Below are 18,936 nucleotides of genomic sequence, written 5' to 3'. Positions count from 1 at the left end.
TCGCGGATGAACGAACACGAGCAGCCTGCATTCTGGCCCGCCCAGGGGAATCTTCACCAGGGGCGGGTTTTTGTCCTTAAAGAGGATGTGATTTTTACCGTGCTGGCGCAGGAGGGCGGAATCGCCTGGATGCACGCGCGACATCCTCATTCCGGCGGCTCGTTCATTATCGCCACCGCGGTCAGCGACGAAGAGGAAGAGCGGGCCACCCGGCTGCTGAAAAACGAGTTTGCGCTGCGTGACGCGCTGCAGGACAGCTGGGCCATTCGCGCCGTCGCGTCCACACAGTACCGGGGACGCTTCGCGCTGGTGTACGCCCCGTTTTCGTTTGAGCTGCTGGCGCGGCGCGCGGGCAGGGCGATCTCGGGGATCGCGCGCTTTATCGAGCTGGCGATCCAGATCTGCGTTCCTCTGCGCCAGATGCATCTGCAAAACCTGATCCACGGCGATATCAAGCCCGGCAATATTTTTGTTCATCACGATGCCACCTGCCGTCTGGGCAGCTTTGGCCTTTCATGCAGCCTCTCCGGCGCCTTCGCGCAGACCCGGCTTGCCGTTTCAGGCGGCACGCCGGCGTATATGTCCCCGGAGCACACCTCCCGCACCCAGCGCCCCGTCGATGGCCGCAGCGATCTCTACAGCCTCGGCGTGGTGCTGTATGAACTCCTGACCGGACGCCTGCCGTTTGAACTGGGGGAGGACGATCGGACCAACTGGGCGCACTACCATATTGCCTCGGCGCCGCTGGCCCCGGATGCGATACGCCCTGACGTGCCGGGAATGCTGTCGACCATCATCCTGAAGCTGCTGGAGAAGCACCCCGATAACCGCTACCAGACGGTTGACGGGCTGATTGCCGACCTCCGCCGCTGCCAGGCGACGTTGACCGGTGAGGGCGAGATCGTCGCCTTTACCCCCGGCCAGCAGGACCGCACCCCGGCGATCCTTCTGGCGGACTCGCTGTTCGCGACGCATCCGCAGGCGAATGACGTCATTGCCGCGTTTGAGCGGGTGGGGCAGAACCGCGTGCCGGAGCTGGTGACCATCGGCGGGCCGTCGGGGATCGGCAAATCCTCTATCATTGCGACGGCGTTAAAAACGCTCCAGCAGCGTACGGTGCTGCTGGCGGTGGGCAAAGTGGATCAGTTTTCACCGTCATTGCCCTACGGTGTATTAAGCTCCGCATTCCGCCCCCTGACCCTGCACCTGCTGGGCCTGCCGGCAGACGAGGTGGCGAAATGGAAAATCCGTCTTTCTCGCGCCCTGGAAGGACACGAGGCGCTGGCCGTGAGCCTCGTGCCCGAGCTGGGCCTGCTGCTTGAGCGCAAACCGCGCTTCCCGGCGGATACGTTTTCCATTGATGCCCGGGCGCGCTTCAGCCATATGGTGCTGGCGCTGGTGAAAACCTTTGCCTCGCAGGGCTGCCCGCTGGTGCTGGTACTCGACGATCTCCAGTGGAGCGACGCCGCCAGCCTGCATACGCTCAACTACCTGCTGGTGAACTGCGGCGCGATCCCGCTGCTGGTGGTGGTCGCTCACCGCGATATCGGTTCGCTGTCCGAACCCACGCTGCAACAGCAGCTGGCGAGCCTGCCGGAGGCGGCACAGCACGCGAGCGAAATTGTCCCGCAGGCGCTCTCTGTCAAAGCCGTGTCCCGCTGGCTGGGGACGGTATTTCGTACCCGCAGCACGGCGACGACCGACCTCGCCACGCTGATCCATGAAAAGACCGGGGGCAACCCGCTCTTTGTACACGAATTTTTCCGCCGCATCGTCGATGACGGGCTGGTGGTGCACAACAAATATCAGGACAAGTGGCACTACGATCTGCAGGCGATCCGCGCCCGGCATTACACCGAAAACGTCGTCACCCTGGTGCTGGAGAAGCTGGAAGAGTTGCCCGACGAGACGCGTCGCCTGCTGGGCAGCCTTGCCTGCCTCGGCGGCACGGGCGAAATGGAGATGATCTGCCGCGTGGTTGGTATATCGATGGCGGAAATGCGCTACGCGCTGCATCCGGCGGTCATGGCGCAGCTGATCGTGCTGACGGAGAAAGCGTACTCCTTCACCCACGACCGGGTGCAGGAGGCCGCCTTTGCGCTGCTGGATCGGCATGAGAAAAGCCATCTTCATCTGACTACCGCCAGCCTGCTGGCCGACGCCGCGCGGCAGGCGGCGGGGAACGAGCTGCTGTTTCGCGCCGTACATCACGTCACGGCCGCGCTGGACAGCATCCAGCCCGCCCCGCAGCGCCAGATGTTCCGCGAGCTGAGCCTGCTGGCCGCGCGACGCGCGAAACGCTCGGGGGATTATCTCTCGGCGCTGAGCTATATCCAGACTGCCCGAGCGCTGGGCAACGCCGGGACGGTGTCAGACTTTATGCTCGATATCGAAGAGGCGGGCTGCGAGTTTGCGCTGGGGCACCTGGAGCGCACCCGCGAGCTGTGTGACGCCATTCTCGGCTGCCCCGGTGGGCTGACCGAAAAGGCGCTGGCGGCCAATCTGCTGGTGGAAGTGTACATTCGCCAGTCGGATAGCCGTCTGGCGCTGGAGGCGGCGCTCTGCTGGCTGGGGGTATTCGGTATTCAGATCGGCCGCTATCCGGAAGATGCCGACTGCGACGAGGCCTGGGAACACTTCTGTAATCGCGCGGGCGACGCGCCGCAAACCCTGTTTGCCCCGCTCTCGCGGATGGATAACCCGGAAACCGAAGCGGTGATGAACCTGCTATACAGCGCCAGCATTTGCGCCAGCTTCATCTGTCCGCGCCTGCACTTTTTGCTGCTTTGCCGCATGATGCACCTGACGCTCGACCACGGTATTACCGGCGCCTCCACCACGGCGATGGCCTGGTTTGGCGTGCTGATGGGCCACCGCTACGCCGAGTATCGCCTCGGCTTCCAGTACGGCACCCTGGCCCGCGAGCTGGTGAATCGCCACGGCTACGACGCGTTCGAAGCCAAAACCCTGCTGCCGCTCGACCAGCTCAGCGTCTGGACCCAGCCTTTATCGTTTACCATCGAGTGCGCGAAAGCCTGTTTTACCTCGGCGGTGACCCACGGGGATATGACGATGGCCTGCTTTGCGGCCTGCCACCAGGTCATTAACTTCCTCTCCCGGGGCGATCACCTGGACGGGGTGCTGACCAGCATCGATCGCGGCCTGGCGTTCGTGCGTAAAACCCACTTCCAGGACGTGGAGACCATTTTGATGGTCCAGCGCGGCTACGTTGAGTTCCTGCGCACGCCGGTTATCGGCACCTGGACCGCATCGCAGGTGCTGCCGGAGGCGCTGCTGCCCGCGTCGCCGGAGCAGGCGCCGGAGCAGACCTCCACCATGCTGTTCTGGTACTGGCTCTACCGCGGCATGGCGCACTTTACCTGCGGCGAGTATGCCGACGCGCAGGCGGATCTCGAGATGGCGGGGTGGTACGCGTGGTCTGCGCCTGGGCATATCCATCTGCTGGATTACCATCTTTACAGCGCCCTGGCGCTTTCGCGTCAGCTAACGCCGGAGACCTTCTCGGCGAACCACCGTCGCAGCATTCACGCCCACTATGACAAAATCGCCCTCTGGGCGCGCATTAATCCCGGCACGTTCGCGGATAAAGAGGCGCTGATCTACGCCGAAATCGTGCGTCTTGACGGGATGAACAGCATCGCGCTTGAGCAGTATGAGAAGGCGGTCCGGCTCTCCCGCGAGGGCGGATTTAATCCGATTAATGCCCTGGCCCACGAGCTGGCGGGGCGCTTTGCGATGGCCTGCGGCTACCCGACCGCCTCGGACGCACACTTCCGCGGCGCAATTGCCGCCTGGGGCCGGGCGGGCGCGCAGGCCAAGGTGCGCCAGCTGGAGCAGGATTTCCCGCATCTGCTGGCCTCCGGGCAGGCGAGCGCCTATGACACGGTGGCCTTCGCCCAGAACGAGACCATCCGCGATCTGCAGAGCGTCATCAAAGCCTCCCGCGCGCTGTCGGAAGAGATCAACCTCGAGCGCTTAATCGAAAACCTGATGACGATCCTCCTCGAACGCGCCGGGGCGCAGCGCGGCCTGCTGCTTCGCGTGAGCGATAACCTGATCCCGGAGATCGAGGCCAGCGCCTGGACCAGCACCGAAGGCGTGCGGGTGCGGATCCTGAAAGACGTGCCGACGGCGACCGACATGCCCCTGTCGGTGCTGGCGGCGGTGATCCGCACCGGGCAGGAGATCCGCACCGGTAAGCCGGAGGAGTTTCACCCCTTCAGTCAGGATCCCTATCTGGTGACCTCGGGAGCGGCCGTCATGTGCGTCCCGATGTTCAAACAGGCGCGGCTGGTGGGCGTGCTCTACCTGGAAAACCGCCTGATGCCGGAAGTCTTCACCGCCGAGCATTCTCGCGTGGTGAGCCTGCTGGGGGCGCAGGCCGCGGTCTCCCTGGAGACGGCGCGGCTGTACGCCGAGCTGCTGGGGGAGAACATCCAGCGCCGTCGGGTGGAAAAAGAGCTGCGCGCCAGCCAGACCTCGCTGATGCTGGGCGAGCAGATCAGCCACACCGGCAGCTGGCGCTGGGAGCTGGAGCAGGATCTGATGTTTGTCTCGGAGGAGTACGCCCGCATCCTCGGCCTGCCCGAGCAGCAAAAGATGATCTCCATGGCGGAGTTTTTGACCTTCGTTCATGAAGACGATTACGCCCGCATCAGCACCATCGTCACGCAGAGCGTGCGCGAAGGGCTCTCCATGCGCGCGGAGTTTCGGGTCAAGCGTACCGACGGTTCAACGCGCTATATCCTCGGGATTGGCGATCCGGTGGGCGTGGGCAGCGAGGTGAACGAGTATTACGGCATCATCACCGATATCACCAGCCAGCGCGCCGCGGAGGATGCCATGCGGGTGGCGCAGGCGGATCTGGCGAGGGTGTCCCGCGCCACCACCGTCGGGCAGCTGACCTCCTCCATCGCCCACGAGATCAACCAGCCGCTGATGTCGATCGTCTCTAACGCCGGAGCGAGCCTGCGCTGGCTCAGCCGGGAGCCGGCCCGGCTGGATAAAGTGCGGGAAGGGCTGGAAGAGATCGCCGCGGAAGGCGCGCGGGCGGGGGAGATCATTCGCAGCATCCAGTCCCTGACCCGCAAGCAGGATCCCACCTTCTCGCGCATCGATCTGCACTATCTGATCCACCATATCATCGCGCTCTCCCGCAGCGAGCTGGAGCAGCGACACATTAGCGTTGATTACCTGTTGAAGGCGCAGGACAGCTTTATCACCGGCGATAGCGTGCAGATCCAGCAGGTGCTGCTTAACCTGGTGATGAACGCCGTTGAGGCGATGGCAGAGGTGAAGGATCGCGCCTGCACTATCACCCTCAGCACCAGCAACGCGGACGGGAAAGCGATCGTTGAGATCGCCGATACCGGGAGCGGCATTGAGCCCGAGCGGCTGGAGCAGATCTTTGACTCGTTCTACTCCACCAAAGCGCAGGGGATGGGGATGGGGCTGACCATCAGCGCCAGCATCATCGAGCGCCACTGCGGGAAGCTGAGCGCGCGCCGCCGGGAGCCTTACGGCACGGTGTTTGCCTTTGCGCTGCCGCTGGCGGCGCAGGAAGGGTAAACGTTACTCCGCAGGCTGGCTTTTGGTCAGGCGCTCAACGGCCCTGACCAGCTCTGCCACGGAGCGCACCTGCATTTTCTCCATTACGCGGCGGCGATGCACTTTCACCGTGATCTCGCTGACGCCCAGCTCGGCGGCAATTTGCTTGTTCAGCATGCCGCTTATCGCCAGCGTGAGCACCTCGTGTTCGCGCGGCGTGAGGGAGAGATGGCGCTGCTTCAGGGCGTAGTGCTCTTTATTGCGCTCGGCGTTGTTTTCCGCCAGCTGCAGCGCTGACTCAATGGCGTCGATAAGCGCGGTGGATTCGACGGGTTTGGTAAGAAATTCGTAAGCGCCGCCTTTAATGGCGCGCACCGACATCGGGATGGTGCCGTGGCCGGTGAGAAAAATAATCGGGATCTCGCGCCCGCTGTCCTTGAGGGCATCTGCTACATCAAAACCGGAGATGGTGGGCATCTGCATATCGAGGACCACACACGAAGGGAGCTCTTCAAAGCGGTGCTGAAGAAACGCTTCTGCCGATGAAAAGCCGATGGCGTTTAAGTCAGCGGATTCCAGCAGCCCGATCACGGACTGTCTGACTGCGTCATCGTCATCAACCACATACACAATGTGTTCCATTCACCGCCCCGGTGCTGTTTTACATGTCGAGGATGCAAACAGCCCCAGGAGTGACGTAAGGGACTGTTTATGCTGACTTTCATCTTAACACATTAAATATAATTATCATTTAACAATATGATAATCATATGAAGTATAGCGATCCGGGCGGGGGCGGTGAAGGAACGAAACGCGTGCAACATGGGCAATGTGCACGAGCTCCCTCGTGATTTGCCGGTGAGGACTTTGATCGGTAAAACAGGCTACACTCTGGTTTTGAGCGCTAAATGCTGAGGACATAACAATGCACTACACACTGAAAGAAAGCGACAAGGAAAAAGCGGAAGGGTCAAACGGCGCGGGCGCTCTGCAGCAAAAACTGCTGGAGTCCCGTTCGATTGTGATTTCCGGTGAGATCAACCAGGAGCTGGCGCAGAAAGTGATCACCCAGATGATCCTGCTGCAAAGCGTCAGCAACGATCCGATCAAGCTGTACATCAACAGCCAGGGCGGCCACGTGGAAGCGGGCGACACCATCCACGACTTCATCAAATTCATTCGTCCGGAAGTGCACGTGATCGGCACCGGCTGGGTCGCGAGCGCCGGGATCACCATCTTCCTGGCCGCGAAAAAAGAGCACCGCTACTCGCTGCCCAATACCCGCTTTATGATCCACCAGCCGCTGGGCGGCGTGCGCGGTCAGGCGACGGATATTGAGATCGAAGCGCGCGAGATCATCCGCATGCTGGATCGTGTGAACAAGCTGATCGCCGACGCCACCGGTCAGCCGCTGGAAAAAGTGAAAAAAGACACCGACCGCAACTTCTGGATGTCGCCGGCGGAAGCGCTGGACTACGGTATCGTGGGTAAACTGATTACCCACTATGACGAGCTGAAGCTGGATTAAGTTTTCGCGGCGTGTTTGTGTCGGGTGGCGGCTTCGCCTTACCCGACCTACACGTGCGGGTTTGACCCATGACAAGTTCCCCTTCTGCCTTCTTGCCTATAATCGCGCCTGTTTCCCTTCTCACTGGTGCTACCCATGGCGTATCAACTGAACCTGAACTGGCCGGAATTTCTTGAGAAATACTGGCAAAAACAACCCGTCGTGCTGAAAAATGCCTTCCCGAACTTTGTCGACCCGATTACCCCGGACGAGCTGGCAGGGCTGGCGATGGAGCCGGAGGTCGATAGCCGTCTGGTGAGCCATTTCAACGGCAAATGGCAGGCCAGCAACGGCCCGTTTGAGCACTTTGACGATCTGGGCGAAACCGGCTGGTCGCTGCTGGCGCAGGCGGTGAACCACTGGCATATGCCCGCGGCGGAGCTGGTGCGTCCGTTCCGCGTTCTGCCGGACTGGCGTTTGGATGACCTGATGATCTCCTTCTCCGTGCCGGGCGGCGGCGTGGGTCCGCATATCGATCAGTACGACGTGTTTATCATTCAGGGGATGGGCAGCCGCCGTTGGCGCGTGGGTGACAAGCTGCCGATGCGTCAGTTCTGCCCGCATCCGGCGCTGCTGCACGTGGATCCGTTCGAGCCGATCATCGACGAAGATCTGGCCCCGGGCGATATCCTCTACATCCCGCCTGGATTCCCGCACGACGGCTTTACCCATGAGACGGCGCTCAACTACTCCGTCGGCTTCCGCGGGCCAAACGGTCGCGATCTGATCAGCAGCTTCGCCGATTACGCGCTGGAAAACGATCTGGGCGGCGAGCACTACAGCGATCCGGATCTGACCTGCCGCGAACACCCGGGCCGCGTGGAGCAGTACGAGCTCGATCGCATTCGTCAGATGATGATTGACATGATCGGCAAGCCCGATGATTTCACAAAATGGTTCGGCAGCTTTGTCTCCACGCCGCGCCACGAGCTGGATATCGCCGCCGCCGAGCCGCCGTACGCGCCGGAAGAGGTGCTGGACGCGCTGCAGGGCGGCGAAATGCTGTCTCGCCTGAGCGGCCTGCGCGTGTTGAACATCAACGGCAGCTTCTTCATCAACAGCGAACAGCTGGAGACGGTAGACGCGAAGGCGGCGGATGCGCTGTGCCGCTACACCGAGTTGGGCCAGGCCGAGCTGGGCGATGCGCTGAACAACCCGGCGTTTGTCGAGGAGCTCACCGGGCTGATTAACCAGGGGTACTGGTACTTCGACGAGTAGTGCGGCCTGTTGCCCGGTGGCGCTGCGCTTACCGGGCCTACAACGGCAAGAACGTAGGCCGGGTAAGGCGAAGCCGCCACCCGGCAAAACACTACTCCTCCATCGCAATCACAATCGCTTCACCCAGCTTCTTCAGCGCCTCGCGGTTTTTGTCCGTCGGCGGCAGCGCCACGTTGATCCGCAGACAGTTGCGGTACTTCCCGGAGGCGGAAAACAGCGACCCGGCCGCGGCCTGGATCTTCAGCCGGCACAGCTGCTTGCTGACGCATACCATATCGACCTTCTCCGGCAGCTCAATCCACAGCAGGAAGCTGCCCTGCGGGCGCGTGACGCAAATCTCTGCCGGAAAATACTGCCGCACCCAGCAGGTGTAGGTTTCCATATTCTGCTGATAAATCTGGCGCATACGGCGCACGTGGCGATGGTAATGACCGTCGCGAATAAACGCCGCCACCGCCATCTGCGTGCCCGGCACGTTAAACCCGCCGGCGGCGTATTTCATGTGCATCACCCGGTCGTAGTAGCGCCCCGGCACAATCCAGCCGACGCGCAGGCCCGGCGCCACGGTTTTGGTAAACGAGCTGCAGAGGATCACGCGGCCGTCGATATCCATCGAATGAATGGTGCGCGGGCGCGGGTACTCTGCCGCCAGCTCGCCGTAAATATCATCCTCGACAATCACGATATCGTGCCGCTGGGCGAGGGCCAGCACCTGCTTTTTCCGCGCTTCCGGCATGATAAACCCGAGCGGGTTATTGCAGTTGGGCACCAGGATCACCGCCTTGATTGGCCACTGCTCCATTGCCAGCTCTAGCGCTTCGATGCTGATTCCGGTCTCGGGATCGGTCGGAATTTCAATCGCCTTGATGTCAAACCCGCGCAGCATCTGCATGGTGCCGTGAAACGACGGCGATTCCACCGCCACGATATCCCCCGGTTTGCACACCGAGAGCAGGGCGATAGACAGCGCGCCGTGGCAGCCGTTGGTAATGACAATGTCGCTTGCCGAGACGGTGGAGCCGCCGTCGAGCATCAGGCGGGCAATCTGCTCACGCAGCTCCAGGCGCCCGTCGAGCACGTCATAGCTCAGCATCTCGCCGGGATTATGCTGCGCGATGCGGCTCATCTCGCGCCACAGGGGCTTCAGGCTCGGCTGGTTAATGTCCGGCGAACCGCCGCCAAAGGAGATCATCTCTTTGTCGGCGCGGGCGTCGAGCAGCATCATCACCTCATCCCACTGGGTAACGTCCACGGGGCGCTGCACCGGGCGCGTCATCGCCGGGACGGGCGGCTGGGCTTTGCGCGGCGAGACAAAATAGCCGGAGCGCGGCTGGGGCGTGATCAGTTGGAGGTTTTCGAGGATCTGGTAGGCCTGCTGTATGGTGCTGATGCTCACGCCGTGCTCCTGGCTCAGCGTGCGCACCGACGGCAGACGTTCGCCGCTGCGATACAGCCCTTGTTCAATGCGTTCAGCCAGAAGATTGGCCAGATGTTGGTAGCGTGTCATGCTGTATCCTTTGTTTTCACCATACAGATTATAAAACCAGTACAGATTGCTGCGAAAATTGCCATGCAGATACTGTTTTAGCGGATCTGTATGTTAAACAAAAGTTGTTTTTGCATCTGTATTGCACGGGTGGATTTCCGGGATGATAACCCCACTGACACAGTGAGGAGAGCATCATGGAATTCTACGAGAATCGTTCAAAACGTCCGTTTATTGTGTTCGTCTGGATCGCAAAAACGCTGCGTAACTGGTATCGCATCAACCGCACCCGCCGCATCCTGAGCCAGATGAGCGACGAGCAGCTCAAGGACGTTGGGTTGTCGCGCAATGATATTTAAACCGTAGGCCGGGTAAGGCGAAGCCGCCACCCGGCGATGGTTAGCGCAACAGCGCAAACGTCTGCCGCTTCGGCCTTTCCAGCAGTTCAACCGCCTCTTCATACGAGCGCACGTTGTTATAGCCCATCACCAGCCCGTAGCGCTTCCCGGAACCGCGATACCACTCCGAAAGCGCATTGACCTGCAGCTGCTGTTCCTGCCAGCAGCGCGCCACTTCCCGGTCACGGCTTCCTTTGGTCAGGAACGCCACGATATGCATCCCGCCGTCGTTTTGCTCGGTGAAAAACAGATCGCCATACACCTCGCGCAGGGCGGCAATCATCCAGTCGCGGCGGGTCTGATACAGCGCGCGCATCTTTTTCAGGTGACGGAAAAAGTGCCCTTCGTTGAGAAACGCGGTGAGGATCTTCTGCGTCAGCACCGGCTGGCCGCTGGTGGTGATGTCCGCGCAGTCGGTAAAGGCGCCGACGGTGCTGGCGGGCATCACCACGTAGCCCATGCGCAGCGACGGCATGATGGTTTTGCTGAAGGTGCCCATAAAAATCACCCGGTCGTGATGGTCGAGGCTTTTCAGCGACGGCAGCACCTTGCGGGTGTAGTGAAACTCCCCGTCGTAATCGTCTTCGATAATCCACGCCTCGTTCTGGCTGGCCCAGTCGAGCAGCTGCTGCTTACGCGGCAGGGAGAGCGTGACCGCCAGCGGGCTCTGGTGCGACGGGGTGACGATGGCAAAACGGGCGTCGCGATGGTGACGCAGCAGGTAGTCCGTATCGATACCTGAACGGTCGACCGGCACGGTGTGCAGGCGCGGCACGATCCGCTTCAGCAGCTGCTGGCCCATAAAATAGCCCGGATCTTCAAACACCACCTTGTCGCTGCGGCTGGCGAGGGTGTCGAGGATCAGCCGCAGGCTGCCGCTGTAGCCGCTGGTGATCAGCACCTGTTCGGCGCTGCAGGACAGCCCGCGCGAGATATTGAGGTAGCTGGCAATGGCCTGGCGCAGCGGATACCACCCCAGAACAGGCGGGTTGAGCATCTCCTCCTGACGCATAGCCCGCGTCGCCTGGCCCGCCAGCAGCAGCCACTTTTTATACGGGAAGCTGTCGAGGGCGGGGATGCCGGGGCGCAGAAACCCGGCCCGCTCGCGCTGGCTGATGAGCGATGCCGGAAGCGTACCGGTGGTTTGTTCCGCAGGGGAAGTCTTATCCGGCAACAGTAAGTCCGGGTTAACCCGCGTGCCGCGCGCGCCCTGGCTCACCAGATACCCTTCGCCCGTCAGAATGGCGTACGCCGTTTCGACGGTTTTACGCGCCACCTTCAGCTCTTCCGCCAGCACGCGGATGGCTGGCACCTTATCGCCCGGCTTCAGCACGCCGCGCGTGATGTTGTCGCGATAGCGGGAATAAATCTCGTGATAGCCCGGCTTCATGTCCTACCTCGTTTCACGCTTTTTGTATCTTTTTACTATGTCATGAACGGCGTAGATTTGCCCCATCGCATGACACATGCCGCACAAAAAGAGGAAAGACAATGAGCACTCGCGTTAACCACCATAAAGTTACACCTGCCCTCGCCAACGCGCTGTCTGCCCTGAGCATGGAGGTGGCAAAAACCTCCATCGACCCGGCGCTGAAGCACCTGATCGACATTCGCGTGTCGCAGCTGAACGGCTGCACCTTCTGTCTGGATATGCACTCAAAAGAGGCGAAAATCGCCGGCGAGCGCGAGCTGCGCCTGTACCATCTGGCGGCCTGGCGCGAGTCCCCGCTGTTCAGCGCCCGCGAGAAAGCGGCGCTGGCCTTCACCGAAGCGCTGACCCAGATTGGCGTTCACGGTGTCAGTGATGCGCTCTACCGCAGCGTGGCGGAGCACTTCTCGGACGTGGAGATTTCAGAGCTGAACTTCGCCATCGTGGCGATCAACGCCTGGAACCGTCTGGGGATCACCTCCCGCATGGAACCCGGCGCGCTGGACGCGGCTTACGGGCTGAATAAGGCTAACCTGGAATAATCCCGCGCTCGCGGACCATCGCCACCAGCGCCCGTAGCCCTGGCGGGACGTGGCGATGGCCGGGGTAGTACAGGCGCAGCCCGGCAAACGGCTGCGCCCAGTCGTTTAGGACGCTCATCAGCTCCCCGCTTTTCAGCTCGTCCTGAATATAGAGTTCCGGTAAAAACCCCACCCCTAACCCCGCTTTCACGGCTCGGATCGAGGCAAAAAGATCGGACGTCGCAAAGCGAGGCGGCACGGCAAGGGCGTACGTTTCACCCCGACGGGCCAGCTCCCAGCGGTAGATCCCGCCGTGTGCCATGCGCATGCCGATCCCCTGATGTGAAAGCAGATCGTCCGGCGTCTGCGGAATGCCGTGACGTGCAAAATAGTCCGGCGTGGCGGTGACCAGCTGGCGGATCTCCCCGGTCAGCGGCACGGCGACCATGTCCTGCGGCACGGACTCTTCGAGACGGATCCCCGCGTCATAGCCTTCCGCGACGATGTCGATCATTCGCGCTTCGCTGACGGTCTCCACGCGCATTTTCGGGTAGCGGATCATAAAGTCGATCAGCAGCTGGTCCAGAAACAGGGTGCCGATATGGTTCGGCACGTTCAGACGCAGCGTGCCGGCGGGTTCTCCGGTGTCGCTGTGGATCTCTTCCCCGGCGAGACGGATCTCCTGCAGGGCCGGGCCGATACGCGCCACGTAGCGCTGCCCGGCGTCGGTGAGCGCCACGCTGCGGGTGGTGCGGTTGAAAAGCCGCGTCTCAAGGCGGCTCTCCAGCCCGGCGATGGCGTTGCTGACCGCCGTGGCGGACATCCCCAGCTCCTGCGCTGCGCCGCGAAAGCTGCCGCGCCGCACCACCGCTATCACCACTTCCAGCTCTGTCAGACCTGAACGATGCATAGATTATCCTGAAAATCGAAACAACCCTTGCAGCATAGCGTGGATTATCGCAACGGAGAAGCCGTGCCAGACTGTGCTCACACAGCCTGAGGAGGGTTATATGCACACCATCGAACAGATTTTTATTAACGGCGAGTTTGTTACTCCGCACGGCACCGAGTGGTTTGATTTGTACAACCCGGCGACGGCGCGGGTCATCGGCCAGGTTCGCCTGGCCGATGAGGTTGACGCTGAACGCGCTATCGCGGCGGCAAAAGCGGCGTTTCCGGCGTGGTCGCAGACCACAAAGCAGGAACGCATCGCAGCGCTAAAACGTATGCACGCCGCCGTGGCCGCTCGCCACGACGATCTGCTGGAAGCGGTCATTGAAGAGTACGGCGCGCCCGCCTCGCGCTCCGCGTGGATGGCCAGCTATCCGGCGGAGGTGATTGCGCAGGCCATTGAGGCGCTGGAGGCGTTTGAGTTTGTCACCCCCGCAGGTGCAGCAACGGTGCAGATGACGCCGCTCGGCGTGGCCGGGCTGATTACGCCGTGGAACAGCGATGCCGGGTTTATCTGCGGCAAGCTGGCGGCCGCGCTCGCCGCGGGCTGTACCGCAGTCGTCAAGCCGAGCGAAATGAGCGCCCTGCAAACGCGGATCGTCACCGAAGCGCTGCGCGATGCTGAATTACCGCCAGGGGTATTTAATATCGTCACCGGACGCGGCGAGACGGTGGGCGAAACGATTAGCCGCCATCCGGACGTGGCGAAAATTTCGTTTACCGGTTCCACGAATACCGGCAAGGCGATCCTGCGCAACGCGGCGGAAAGCTTTAAGCGCGTGACGCTGGAGTTGGGCGGTAAATCGCCGACGATCCTGCTGGATGATGTGGATCTGGCGCAGGCTATCCCGCTGGTGATTCAGGCCGGGTTTATGAACAGCGGGCAGGCGTGCGTGGCCGGAACGCGCATTCTGGTGCCGCAGGCGCGTAAGGCGGAGATCGAAGCCGCGCTGGCGCAGGCCGTGGCGGCGGTGAAATCCGGAGACCCGCGCGATAAATCAACGGACGTCGGCCCGATGGTCAGCGAAAGGCAGTGGCTGCGGGTGCAGGGCTATATCCGTAAAGGCCTCGAAGAGGGGGCGCGCCTGCTGGCGGGCGGTGAAGGGCGGCCGGAAGGCACGCAGGACGGCTGGTTTGTGCGTCCGACGCTGTTTGCCGACGTGAACAACCGGATGACGGTTGCCCGCGATGAGATCTTCGGCCCGGTGCTGTGCGTGATCCCCTATCAGGACGAGGCGGAGGCGATCGCCATTGCCAACGACACCGACTATGGCCTGAGCGCGATGGTGCTGGGCGGCGATGTTGACCGCGCGCGACGCGTGGCGCAGCAGATTGTTTCCGGTCGCGTGATGGTGAACACGCTTGCCCATGAACCGAAAGCGCCGTTCGGTGGCTTCAGGCACTCCGGCGTGGGGCGCGAGATGGGCGAGTGGGGGATTCGGGCGTTTATGGAGCCGAGGTCAATTGTGGGCTAAAACCCGCCCGGTGGCGCTGCGCTTACCGGGGCTACATGAGCCGTAGGCCGGATAAGCGCAGCGCCATCCGGCACAACATTTCGCTTCTTGCCGAAGCATTGTGCTTTTTCCTCCTGCATTCTCTCCCCAACATCACAACGGAGAGAAAACCATGATCGCAGTCCTTTTCGAAGCCAAAGCCGAGCCCGCTCATCAGGCGCGCTACCTGCAGCTGGCCGCCGAACTTAAGCCGCTGCTGGCCGACATCGACGGATTTATTGATATCGAACGGTTCCAGAGCCTGACGACCGACGGCAAAATCCTCTCCCTTTCCTGGTGGCGGGATGAAGATGCCGTACGCCGCTGGAAGCAGAACGTCTTTCATCAGGCGGCGCAGGCCGAAGGGCGGGAGTCGATTTTTGCGTACTACCGCATTCGGGTGGCGCAGGTCGTGCGGGAATATACCTCTGAAACCGGAGGGCATGCCGATGTATGACGTTCATGTGATTTTTCGCGATATCCCAGGTGAACTGGCGCGCTTTGGGCAGCTGCTGGGCCGCAACGGCGTGGGGCTGGAGGGCGGTGGCGTATTTGGTACACATGCCCATTTCCTGGTGGAAGACGGGGAAAAAGCGCGACGCGTGCTGCTCGACGCCGGGTTTACCGTGCAGGCGGTGCGAAAGCCGGTGATCAGAAAGCTTAAGCAGGAACGCCCTGGCGAGCTGGGCGAGATCGCAGCGGCGCTGGCGGCACGCGGTGTGTCTATCCTGACCCAGTACAGCGACCATGCGAATCACCTTATTCTGCTGACGGATGATGATAAGCTGGCCGCAGAGATCACCGAACCCTGGGCGGCCCATGCTTAAGACGAGTTTACCCCCTGATAACAGCGCGATGCTGGAAAAGGCGATTGCCGCTGTAGCGGCTGCAATGGCCGATCCGTCGCGCGTGAAGATGCTCTGTGCCCTGATGGACGGGCGGGCGTGGACGGCCACCGAACTGAGCGCGGCGGCTGACGTTGCGCCGTCGACCGCCAGCGGGCACCTCGCCCGGCTGCTTGAAGGGCAACTGATTACCTGCCTGTCGCAAGGACGGCATCGCTATTATCGCCTTGCCGGGCACGACGTGGCGGCGCTGGTGGAGCAGATGATGGGGCTTTCGTGGAGCCGTATTACCCCGCCGAAAACCAGCGCGCCGAAAGCCATGCGCGAGGCGCGGACCTGCTACGACCATCTCGCCGGTACGGTGGCGGTGCAGATCTATGATTTCATGCAGGCGGAAGGCTGGCTGGAGGCTGACGGTTCAGCGCTGACCCTGTACGGCCGGGAGCAGTTCCTGACGCTCGGCATTTCGTTAAGCGCGCATCCGCGCCGGAAGGCCTGCTGCGCCTGCCTGGACTGGAGCGAGCGGCGTTTTCACCTGGGCGGAGAAGCCGGCGCGTTGCTGCTCGACCATCTGGAAAGTAAAGGCTGGATCCAGCGGGTGGCGGGGTATCGGGAGGTGGTGGTAACGGCGTCGGGAAAGGCTGCTGTTAAGAGGCTTTTTAGCCGCTAAAAACGCCCGGTGGCGCCGTGCTTACCGGGCTGGTGAGTGGTTAATCCCAGTTGCCATAGGGGTAGGTTTTGCCTCTGATAAATTCCTGTGTGGCCGGGAGGAAGTTAAAGGTCCCCCCCGGGACGACATAGTCTTTACAGAGCGTCAGGTCCTTGCCGGAGCGGGTCGTCAGTTTCAGCGGTTTGACGGGCAGGCTGGGGCGTCCGGCGACGTCGGAAAACCAGATTTTGACTTTGCCGCCGGGAGAGAGGCCAAACACCATTCTGTTGTACCAGACGGGTGCACCTGATGGACGAGTGTGATCTGCAGGCGTTTTCATGCGCAGCCAGGTTTCCGGTCCGAATACGGCGCTGGTTTCGTAGGTTTGCTGGTCAATATAGGACTCCCAGCAGAAGACAATGTACTGTGGGGGTTTTTTGACTTTGTTAAACTGACCGCCAAAGCCATGTGCATTCTCAGGCCAATTATCGACAGAGCCTGGATCCCTGGAAGTTGAATCAAGCGTGTTAAACGTATACAGATAGCCATCCGTATCAATTACGCGGGCATGAAGCACTTCTGACGGCAGCTTATGGGGGGTGATAAAAGAGAAAAACCACTCACCGTAAGGCAGCGTCCAGTCCCCGTTGGCGGCCTGTGTTGACTGTAACGGATGGGATTTATGTGGGCTGCAGCCAGAGGCGAGCAGCAATAATGTGAGTATCAGCAGCTTGTTCATATTCATCCCTGTTAATCCCAGTTGCCATAGGGGTAGGTTTTGCCTTTGATAAATTCCTGTGTGGCCGGGAGAAAGTTAAAGGTCCCCCCCGGGACGACATAGTCCTTGCAGAGGGTCAGGTCCTTGCCGGAGCGGGTCGTCAGTTTCAGCGGTTTGACGGGCAGGCTGGGGCGTCCGGCGACGTCGGAAAACCAGATTTTGACTTTGCCGCCGGGTGAGAGGCCAAACACCATTCTGTTGTACCAGACAGGGTCCCCATTGCTCCAAATATGATCGGCCGGTGTTTTCATGCGCAGCCAGGTGTCCGGTCCAAAGACGGCGCTGGTTTCATAGGTTTGCTGGTCAATATAGGACTCCCAGCAGAAGACAATGTACTGTGGGGGTTTTTTGACTTTGTTAAACTGACCGCCAAAGCCATGTGCATTCTCAGGCCAATTATCGACAGAGCCTGGATCCCTGGAAGTTGAATCAAGCGTGTTAAACGTATACAGATAGCCATCCGTATCAATTACGCGGGCATGAAGCACTTCTGACGGCAGCTTATGGGGGGTGATAAAAGAGAAAAACCACTCACCGTAAGGCAGCGTCCAGTCCCCGCTGGCGGCCTGTGTTGACTGTAACGGATGGGATTTATGTGGGCAGCAGCCAGAGGCGAGCAGCAATAATGTGAGTATCAGCAGCTTGTTCATATTCATCCCTGTTACTCCCAGTTGCCATAGGGGTAGGTTTTGCCTTTGATAAATTCCTGTGTGGCCGGGAGAAAGTTAAAGGTCCCCCCCGGGACGACATAGTCCTTGCAGAGGGTCAGGTCCTTGCCGGAGCGGGTCGTCAGTTTCAGCGGTTTGACGGGCAGGCTGGGGCGTCCGGCGACGTCGGAAAACCAGATTTTGACTTTGCCGCCGGGTGAGAGGCCAAACACCATTCTGTTGTACCAGACAGTTCTGCCCGTGGGACTGATATGATCGGCCGGTGTTTTCATCCGTAGCCAGGTTTCCGGTCCAAAGACGGCGCTGGTTTCGTAGGTTTGCTGGTCAATATAGGAATCCCAGCAGAAGACAATGTACTGCGGGGGGGTTTTGACTTTGTTGAAGTTCGCGTAAAAACCGTGAGCATTTTCAGGCCATTTATCAACAGAACTAGGATCCATGGAAGTTGGATCGAGGGTATTGAATGTATACAGGTAACCATCCGTGTCGATGACTCTGGCGTGGTTAACCATGGAGGGTAATTTCCTGGGTGTGATGAAGGTAAAGCTCCACTCGCCATAAGGCAGCGTCCAGTCTCCGCTGGCGGCCTGTGTTGACTGTAACGGATGGGATTTATGTGGGCAGCAGCCAGAGGCGAGCAGCAGTAATGTGAGTATCAGCAGCTTGTTCATATTCATCCCTGTTAATCCCAGTTGCCATAGGGGTAGGTTTTGCCTTTGATAAATTCCTGTGTGGCCGGGAGAAAGTTAAAGGTCCCCCCCGGGACGATATAGTCCTTGCAGAGGGTCAGGTCCTTGCCGGAGCGGGTCGTCAGTTTCAGCGGTTTGACGGGCAGGCTGGGGCGTCCGGCGACGTCGGGTAGCCAGATTTTAACTTTACCGCCGGGGGAGAGGCCGAAGGTTATATTGTCGTACCAGACGGTCTCGCCATACCAGGTATGATCGGCCGGGGTTTTCATCCGCAGCCAGGTTTCCGGTCCGAATACGGCGCTGGTTTCGTAGGTTTGCTGGTCAATATAGGACTCCCAGCAGAAGACAATGTACTGTGGGGGTTTTTTGACTTTGTTGAATTGATGTCCAAAACCATGTGCACTTTCAGCCCACTCGTCGACGGAATCAGGGGCGGAAGATGCCTGATTAAATGTATTAAATGTATACAGGTAACCATCGGTATCGATCACCCGAACATGGAGCACAGCTGAAGGTAACTCATAGGGAGTGATAAAAGCGAAGATCCACTCACCGTAAGGCAGCGTCCAGTCCCCGTTGGCGGCCTGTGTTGACTGTAACGGATGGGATTTATGTGGGCAGCAGCCAGAGGCGAGCAGCAGTAATGTGAGTATCAGCAGCTTGTTCATATTCATCC

General features: G+C 60.6%; 17 protein-coding genes. 9 read left to right on the top strand and 8 right to left on the bottom strand.

From position 1 onward, the window contains the following. The first annotated feature begins 6 nt into the window (after positions 1 to 6). Positions 7 to 5,589 carry a trifunctional serine/threonine-protein kinase/ATP-binding protein/sensor histidine kinase gene (locus KK102_RS17090; protein WP_216358080.1) on the top strand — a complete coding sequence of 1,861 codons (5,583 nt, stop codon included), beginning with the start codon at positions 7 to 9 and terminating at the stop codon, positions 5,587 to 5,589. 3 nt (positions 5,590 to 5,592) lie between these two features. Here KK102_RS17090 and KK102_RS17085 read toward each other — a convergent pair whose 3' ends face one another. Beyond that, positions 5,593 to 6,210, bottom strand: a complete 618-nt coding sequence (locus tag KK102_RS17085; protein WP_032649964.1) for a response regulator transcription factor — start codon at positions 6,208 to 6,210, stop codon at positions 5,593 to 5,595. Positions 6,211 to 6,493: 283 nt separating this feature from the next. Here KK102_RS17085 and KK102_RS17080 point away from each other — a divergent pair, with 283 nt between their 5' ends. Both KK102_RS17080 and KK102_RS17075 read left to right on the top strand, forming a co-directional pair. Further along, positions 6,494 to 7,096, top strand: a complete 603-nt coding sequence (locus tag KK102_RS17080) for an ATP-dependent Clp protease proteolytic subunit (RefSeq protein ID WP_024909504.1) — start codon at positions 6,494 to 6,496, stop codon at positions 7,094 to 7,096. 135 nt (positions 7,097 to 7,231) lie between these two features. After that, a complete protein-coding gene (locus tag KK102_RS17075) occupies positions 7,232 to 8,353 on the top strand; it encodes a ribosomal protein uL16 3-hydroxylase (protein WP_216358079.1) in 1,122 nt (373 codons plus the stop codon). A 91-nt stretch (positions 8,354 to 8,444) separates the two neighbouring features. On the opposite strand, the gene KK102_RS17070 is transcribed toward KK102_RS17075, so the two are convergent. Beyond that, the gene (locus KK102_RS17070; RefSeq protein WP_216358078.1) at positions 8,445 to 9,860 is read right to left on the bottom strand and encodes an aminotransferase-like domain-containing protein; all 1,416 of its coding nucleotides are present in this window, start codon (positions 9,858 to 9,860) and stop codon (positions 8,445 to 8,447) included. A gap of 176 nt (positions 9,861 to 10,036) precedes the next feature. On the opposite strand from KK102_RS17070, the gene KK102_RS17065 reads away from it, so the two are divergent. Beyond that, the gene (locus tag KK102_RS17065; protein ID WP_063154866.1) at positions 10,037 to 10,198 is read left to right on the top strand and encodes a DUF1127 domain-containing protein; all 162 of its coding nucleotides are present in this window, start codon (positions 10,037 to 10,039) and stop codon (positions 10,196 to 10,198) included. 40 nt (positions 10,199 to 10,238) lie between these two features. Here the strand turns inward: KK102_RS17065 and pdxR are convergent, their stop codons facing one another. Then, a complete protein-coding gene (pdxR, locus tag KK102_RS17060) occupies positions 10,239 to 11,627 on the bottom strand; it encodes a MocR-like pyridoxine biosynthesis transcription factor PdxR (protein ID WP_216358077.1) in 1,389 nt (462 codons plus the stop codon). Between the two features lie 101 nt (positions 11,628 to 11,728). Between pdxR and KK102_RS17055 the strand changes: the two genes are divergently transcribed. Beyond that, positions 11,729 to 12,208, top strand: a complete 480-nt coding sequence (locus tag KK102_RS17055; RefSeq protein WP_024909883.1) for a carboxymuconolactone decarboxylase family protein — start codon at positions 11,729 to 11,731, stop codon at positions 12,206 to 12,208. Here the strand turns inward: KK102_RS17055 and KK102_RS17050 are convergent. After that, complete coding sequence (locus KK102_RS17050; RefSeq protein ID WP_216358076.1) at positions 12,195 to 13,097, bottom strand: LysR family transcriptional regulator; 903 nt, start codon at positions 13,095 to 13,097, stop codon at positions 12,195 to 12,197. The two genes, KK102_RS17055 and KK102_RS17050, sit on opposite strands and share 14 nt — an antisense overlap. A gap of 100 nt (positions 13,098 to 13,197) precedes the next feature. On the opposite strand from KK102_RS17050, the gene KK102_RS17045 reads away from it, so the two are divergent. The 4 genes from KK102_RS17045 (at position 13,198) to KK102_RS17030 (ending at position 16,146) form a co-directional block, all read left to right on the top strand. Continuing rightward, positions 13,198 to 14,613 (top strand): aldehyde dehydrogenase family protein, encoded by a 1,416-nt coding sequence (locus KK102_RS17045; RefSeq protein WP_216358075.1) that lies wholly within the window; start codon positions 13,198 to 13,200, stop codon positions 14,611 to 14,613. Between the two features lie 151 nt (positions 14,614 to 14,764). After that, on the top strand, positions 14,765 to 15,088 hold the full coding sequence (locus KK102_RS17040; RefSeq protein ID WP_216358074.1) for an antibiotic biosynthesis monooxygenase family protein: 324 nt from the start codon (positions 14,765 to 14,767) through the stop codon (positions 15,086 to 15,088). Further along, positions 15,081 to 15,458 carry an amino acid-binding protein gene (locus KK102_RS17035; protein ID WP_048028657.1) on the top strand — a complete coding sequence of 126 codons (378 nt, stop codon included), beginning with the start codon at positions 15,081 to 15,083 and terminating at the stop codon, positions 15,456 to 15,458. The genes KK102_RS17040 and KK102_RS17035 overlap by 8 nt, the downstream gene beginning before the upstream one ends. Further along, a complete protein-coding gene (locus KK102_RS17030) occupies positions 15,451 to 16,146 on the top strand; it encodes an ArsR/SmtB family transcription factor (RefSeq protein ID WP_216358073.1) in 696 nt (231 codons plus the stop codon). The genes KK102_RS17035 and KK102_RS17030 overlap by 8 nt, the downstream gene beginning before the upstream one ends. A gap of 40 nt (positions 16,147 to 16,186) precedes the next feature. Here KK102_RS17030 and KK102_RS17025 read toward each other — a convergent pair whose 3' ends face one another. From KK102_RS17025 to KK102_RS17010, 4 genes are read right to left on the bottom strand one after another with little or no spacing between them, the layout of a single operon-like run. Beyond that, positions 16,187 to 16,870: a DUF2931 family protein gene (locus KK102_RS17025; RefSeq protein WP_216358072.1), complete on the bottom strand. Its 684-nt coding sequence runs from the start codon at positions 16,868 to 16,870 to the stop codon at positions 16,187 to 16,189. 5 nt (positions 16,871 to 16,875) lie between these two features. Further along, on the bottom strand, positions 16,876 to 17,559 hold the full coding sequence (locus KK102_RS17020; RefSeq protein WP_216358071.1) for a DUF2931 family protein: 684 nt from the start codon (positions 17,557 to 17,559) through the stop codon (positions 16,876 to 16,878). Positions 17,560 to 17,564: 5 nt separating this feature from the next. Beyond that, complete coding sequence (locus tag KK102_RS17015) at positions 17,565 to 18,248, bottom strand: DUF2931 family protein (protein WP_216358070.1); 684 nt, start codon at positions 18,246 to 18,248, stop codon at positions 17,565 to 17,567. Between the two features lie 5 nt (positions 18,249 to 18,253). Next, positions 18,254 to 18,934 carry a DUF2931 family protein gene (locus KK102_RS17010; RefSeq protein WP_216358069.1) on the bottom strand — a complete coding sequence of 227 codons (681 nt, stop codon included), beginning with the start codon at positions 18,932 to 18,934 and terminating at the stop codon, positions 18,254 to 18,256. Positions 18,935 to 18,936 lie beyond the last annotated feature (2 nt).

The organism is Enterobacter quasimori (assembly GCF_018597345.1).
Classification (GTDB): Bacteria; Pseudomonadota; Gammaproteobacteria; order Enterobacterales; family Enterobacteriaceae; genus Enterobacter; species Enterobacter mori.
The sequence above is the reverse complement of the archived record's forward strand: the minus strand, read 5'-3'. Positions and strand labels throughout refer to the sequence as shown.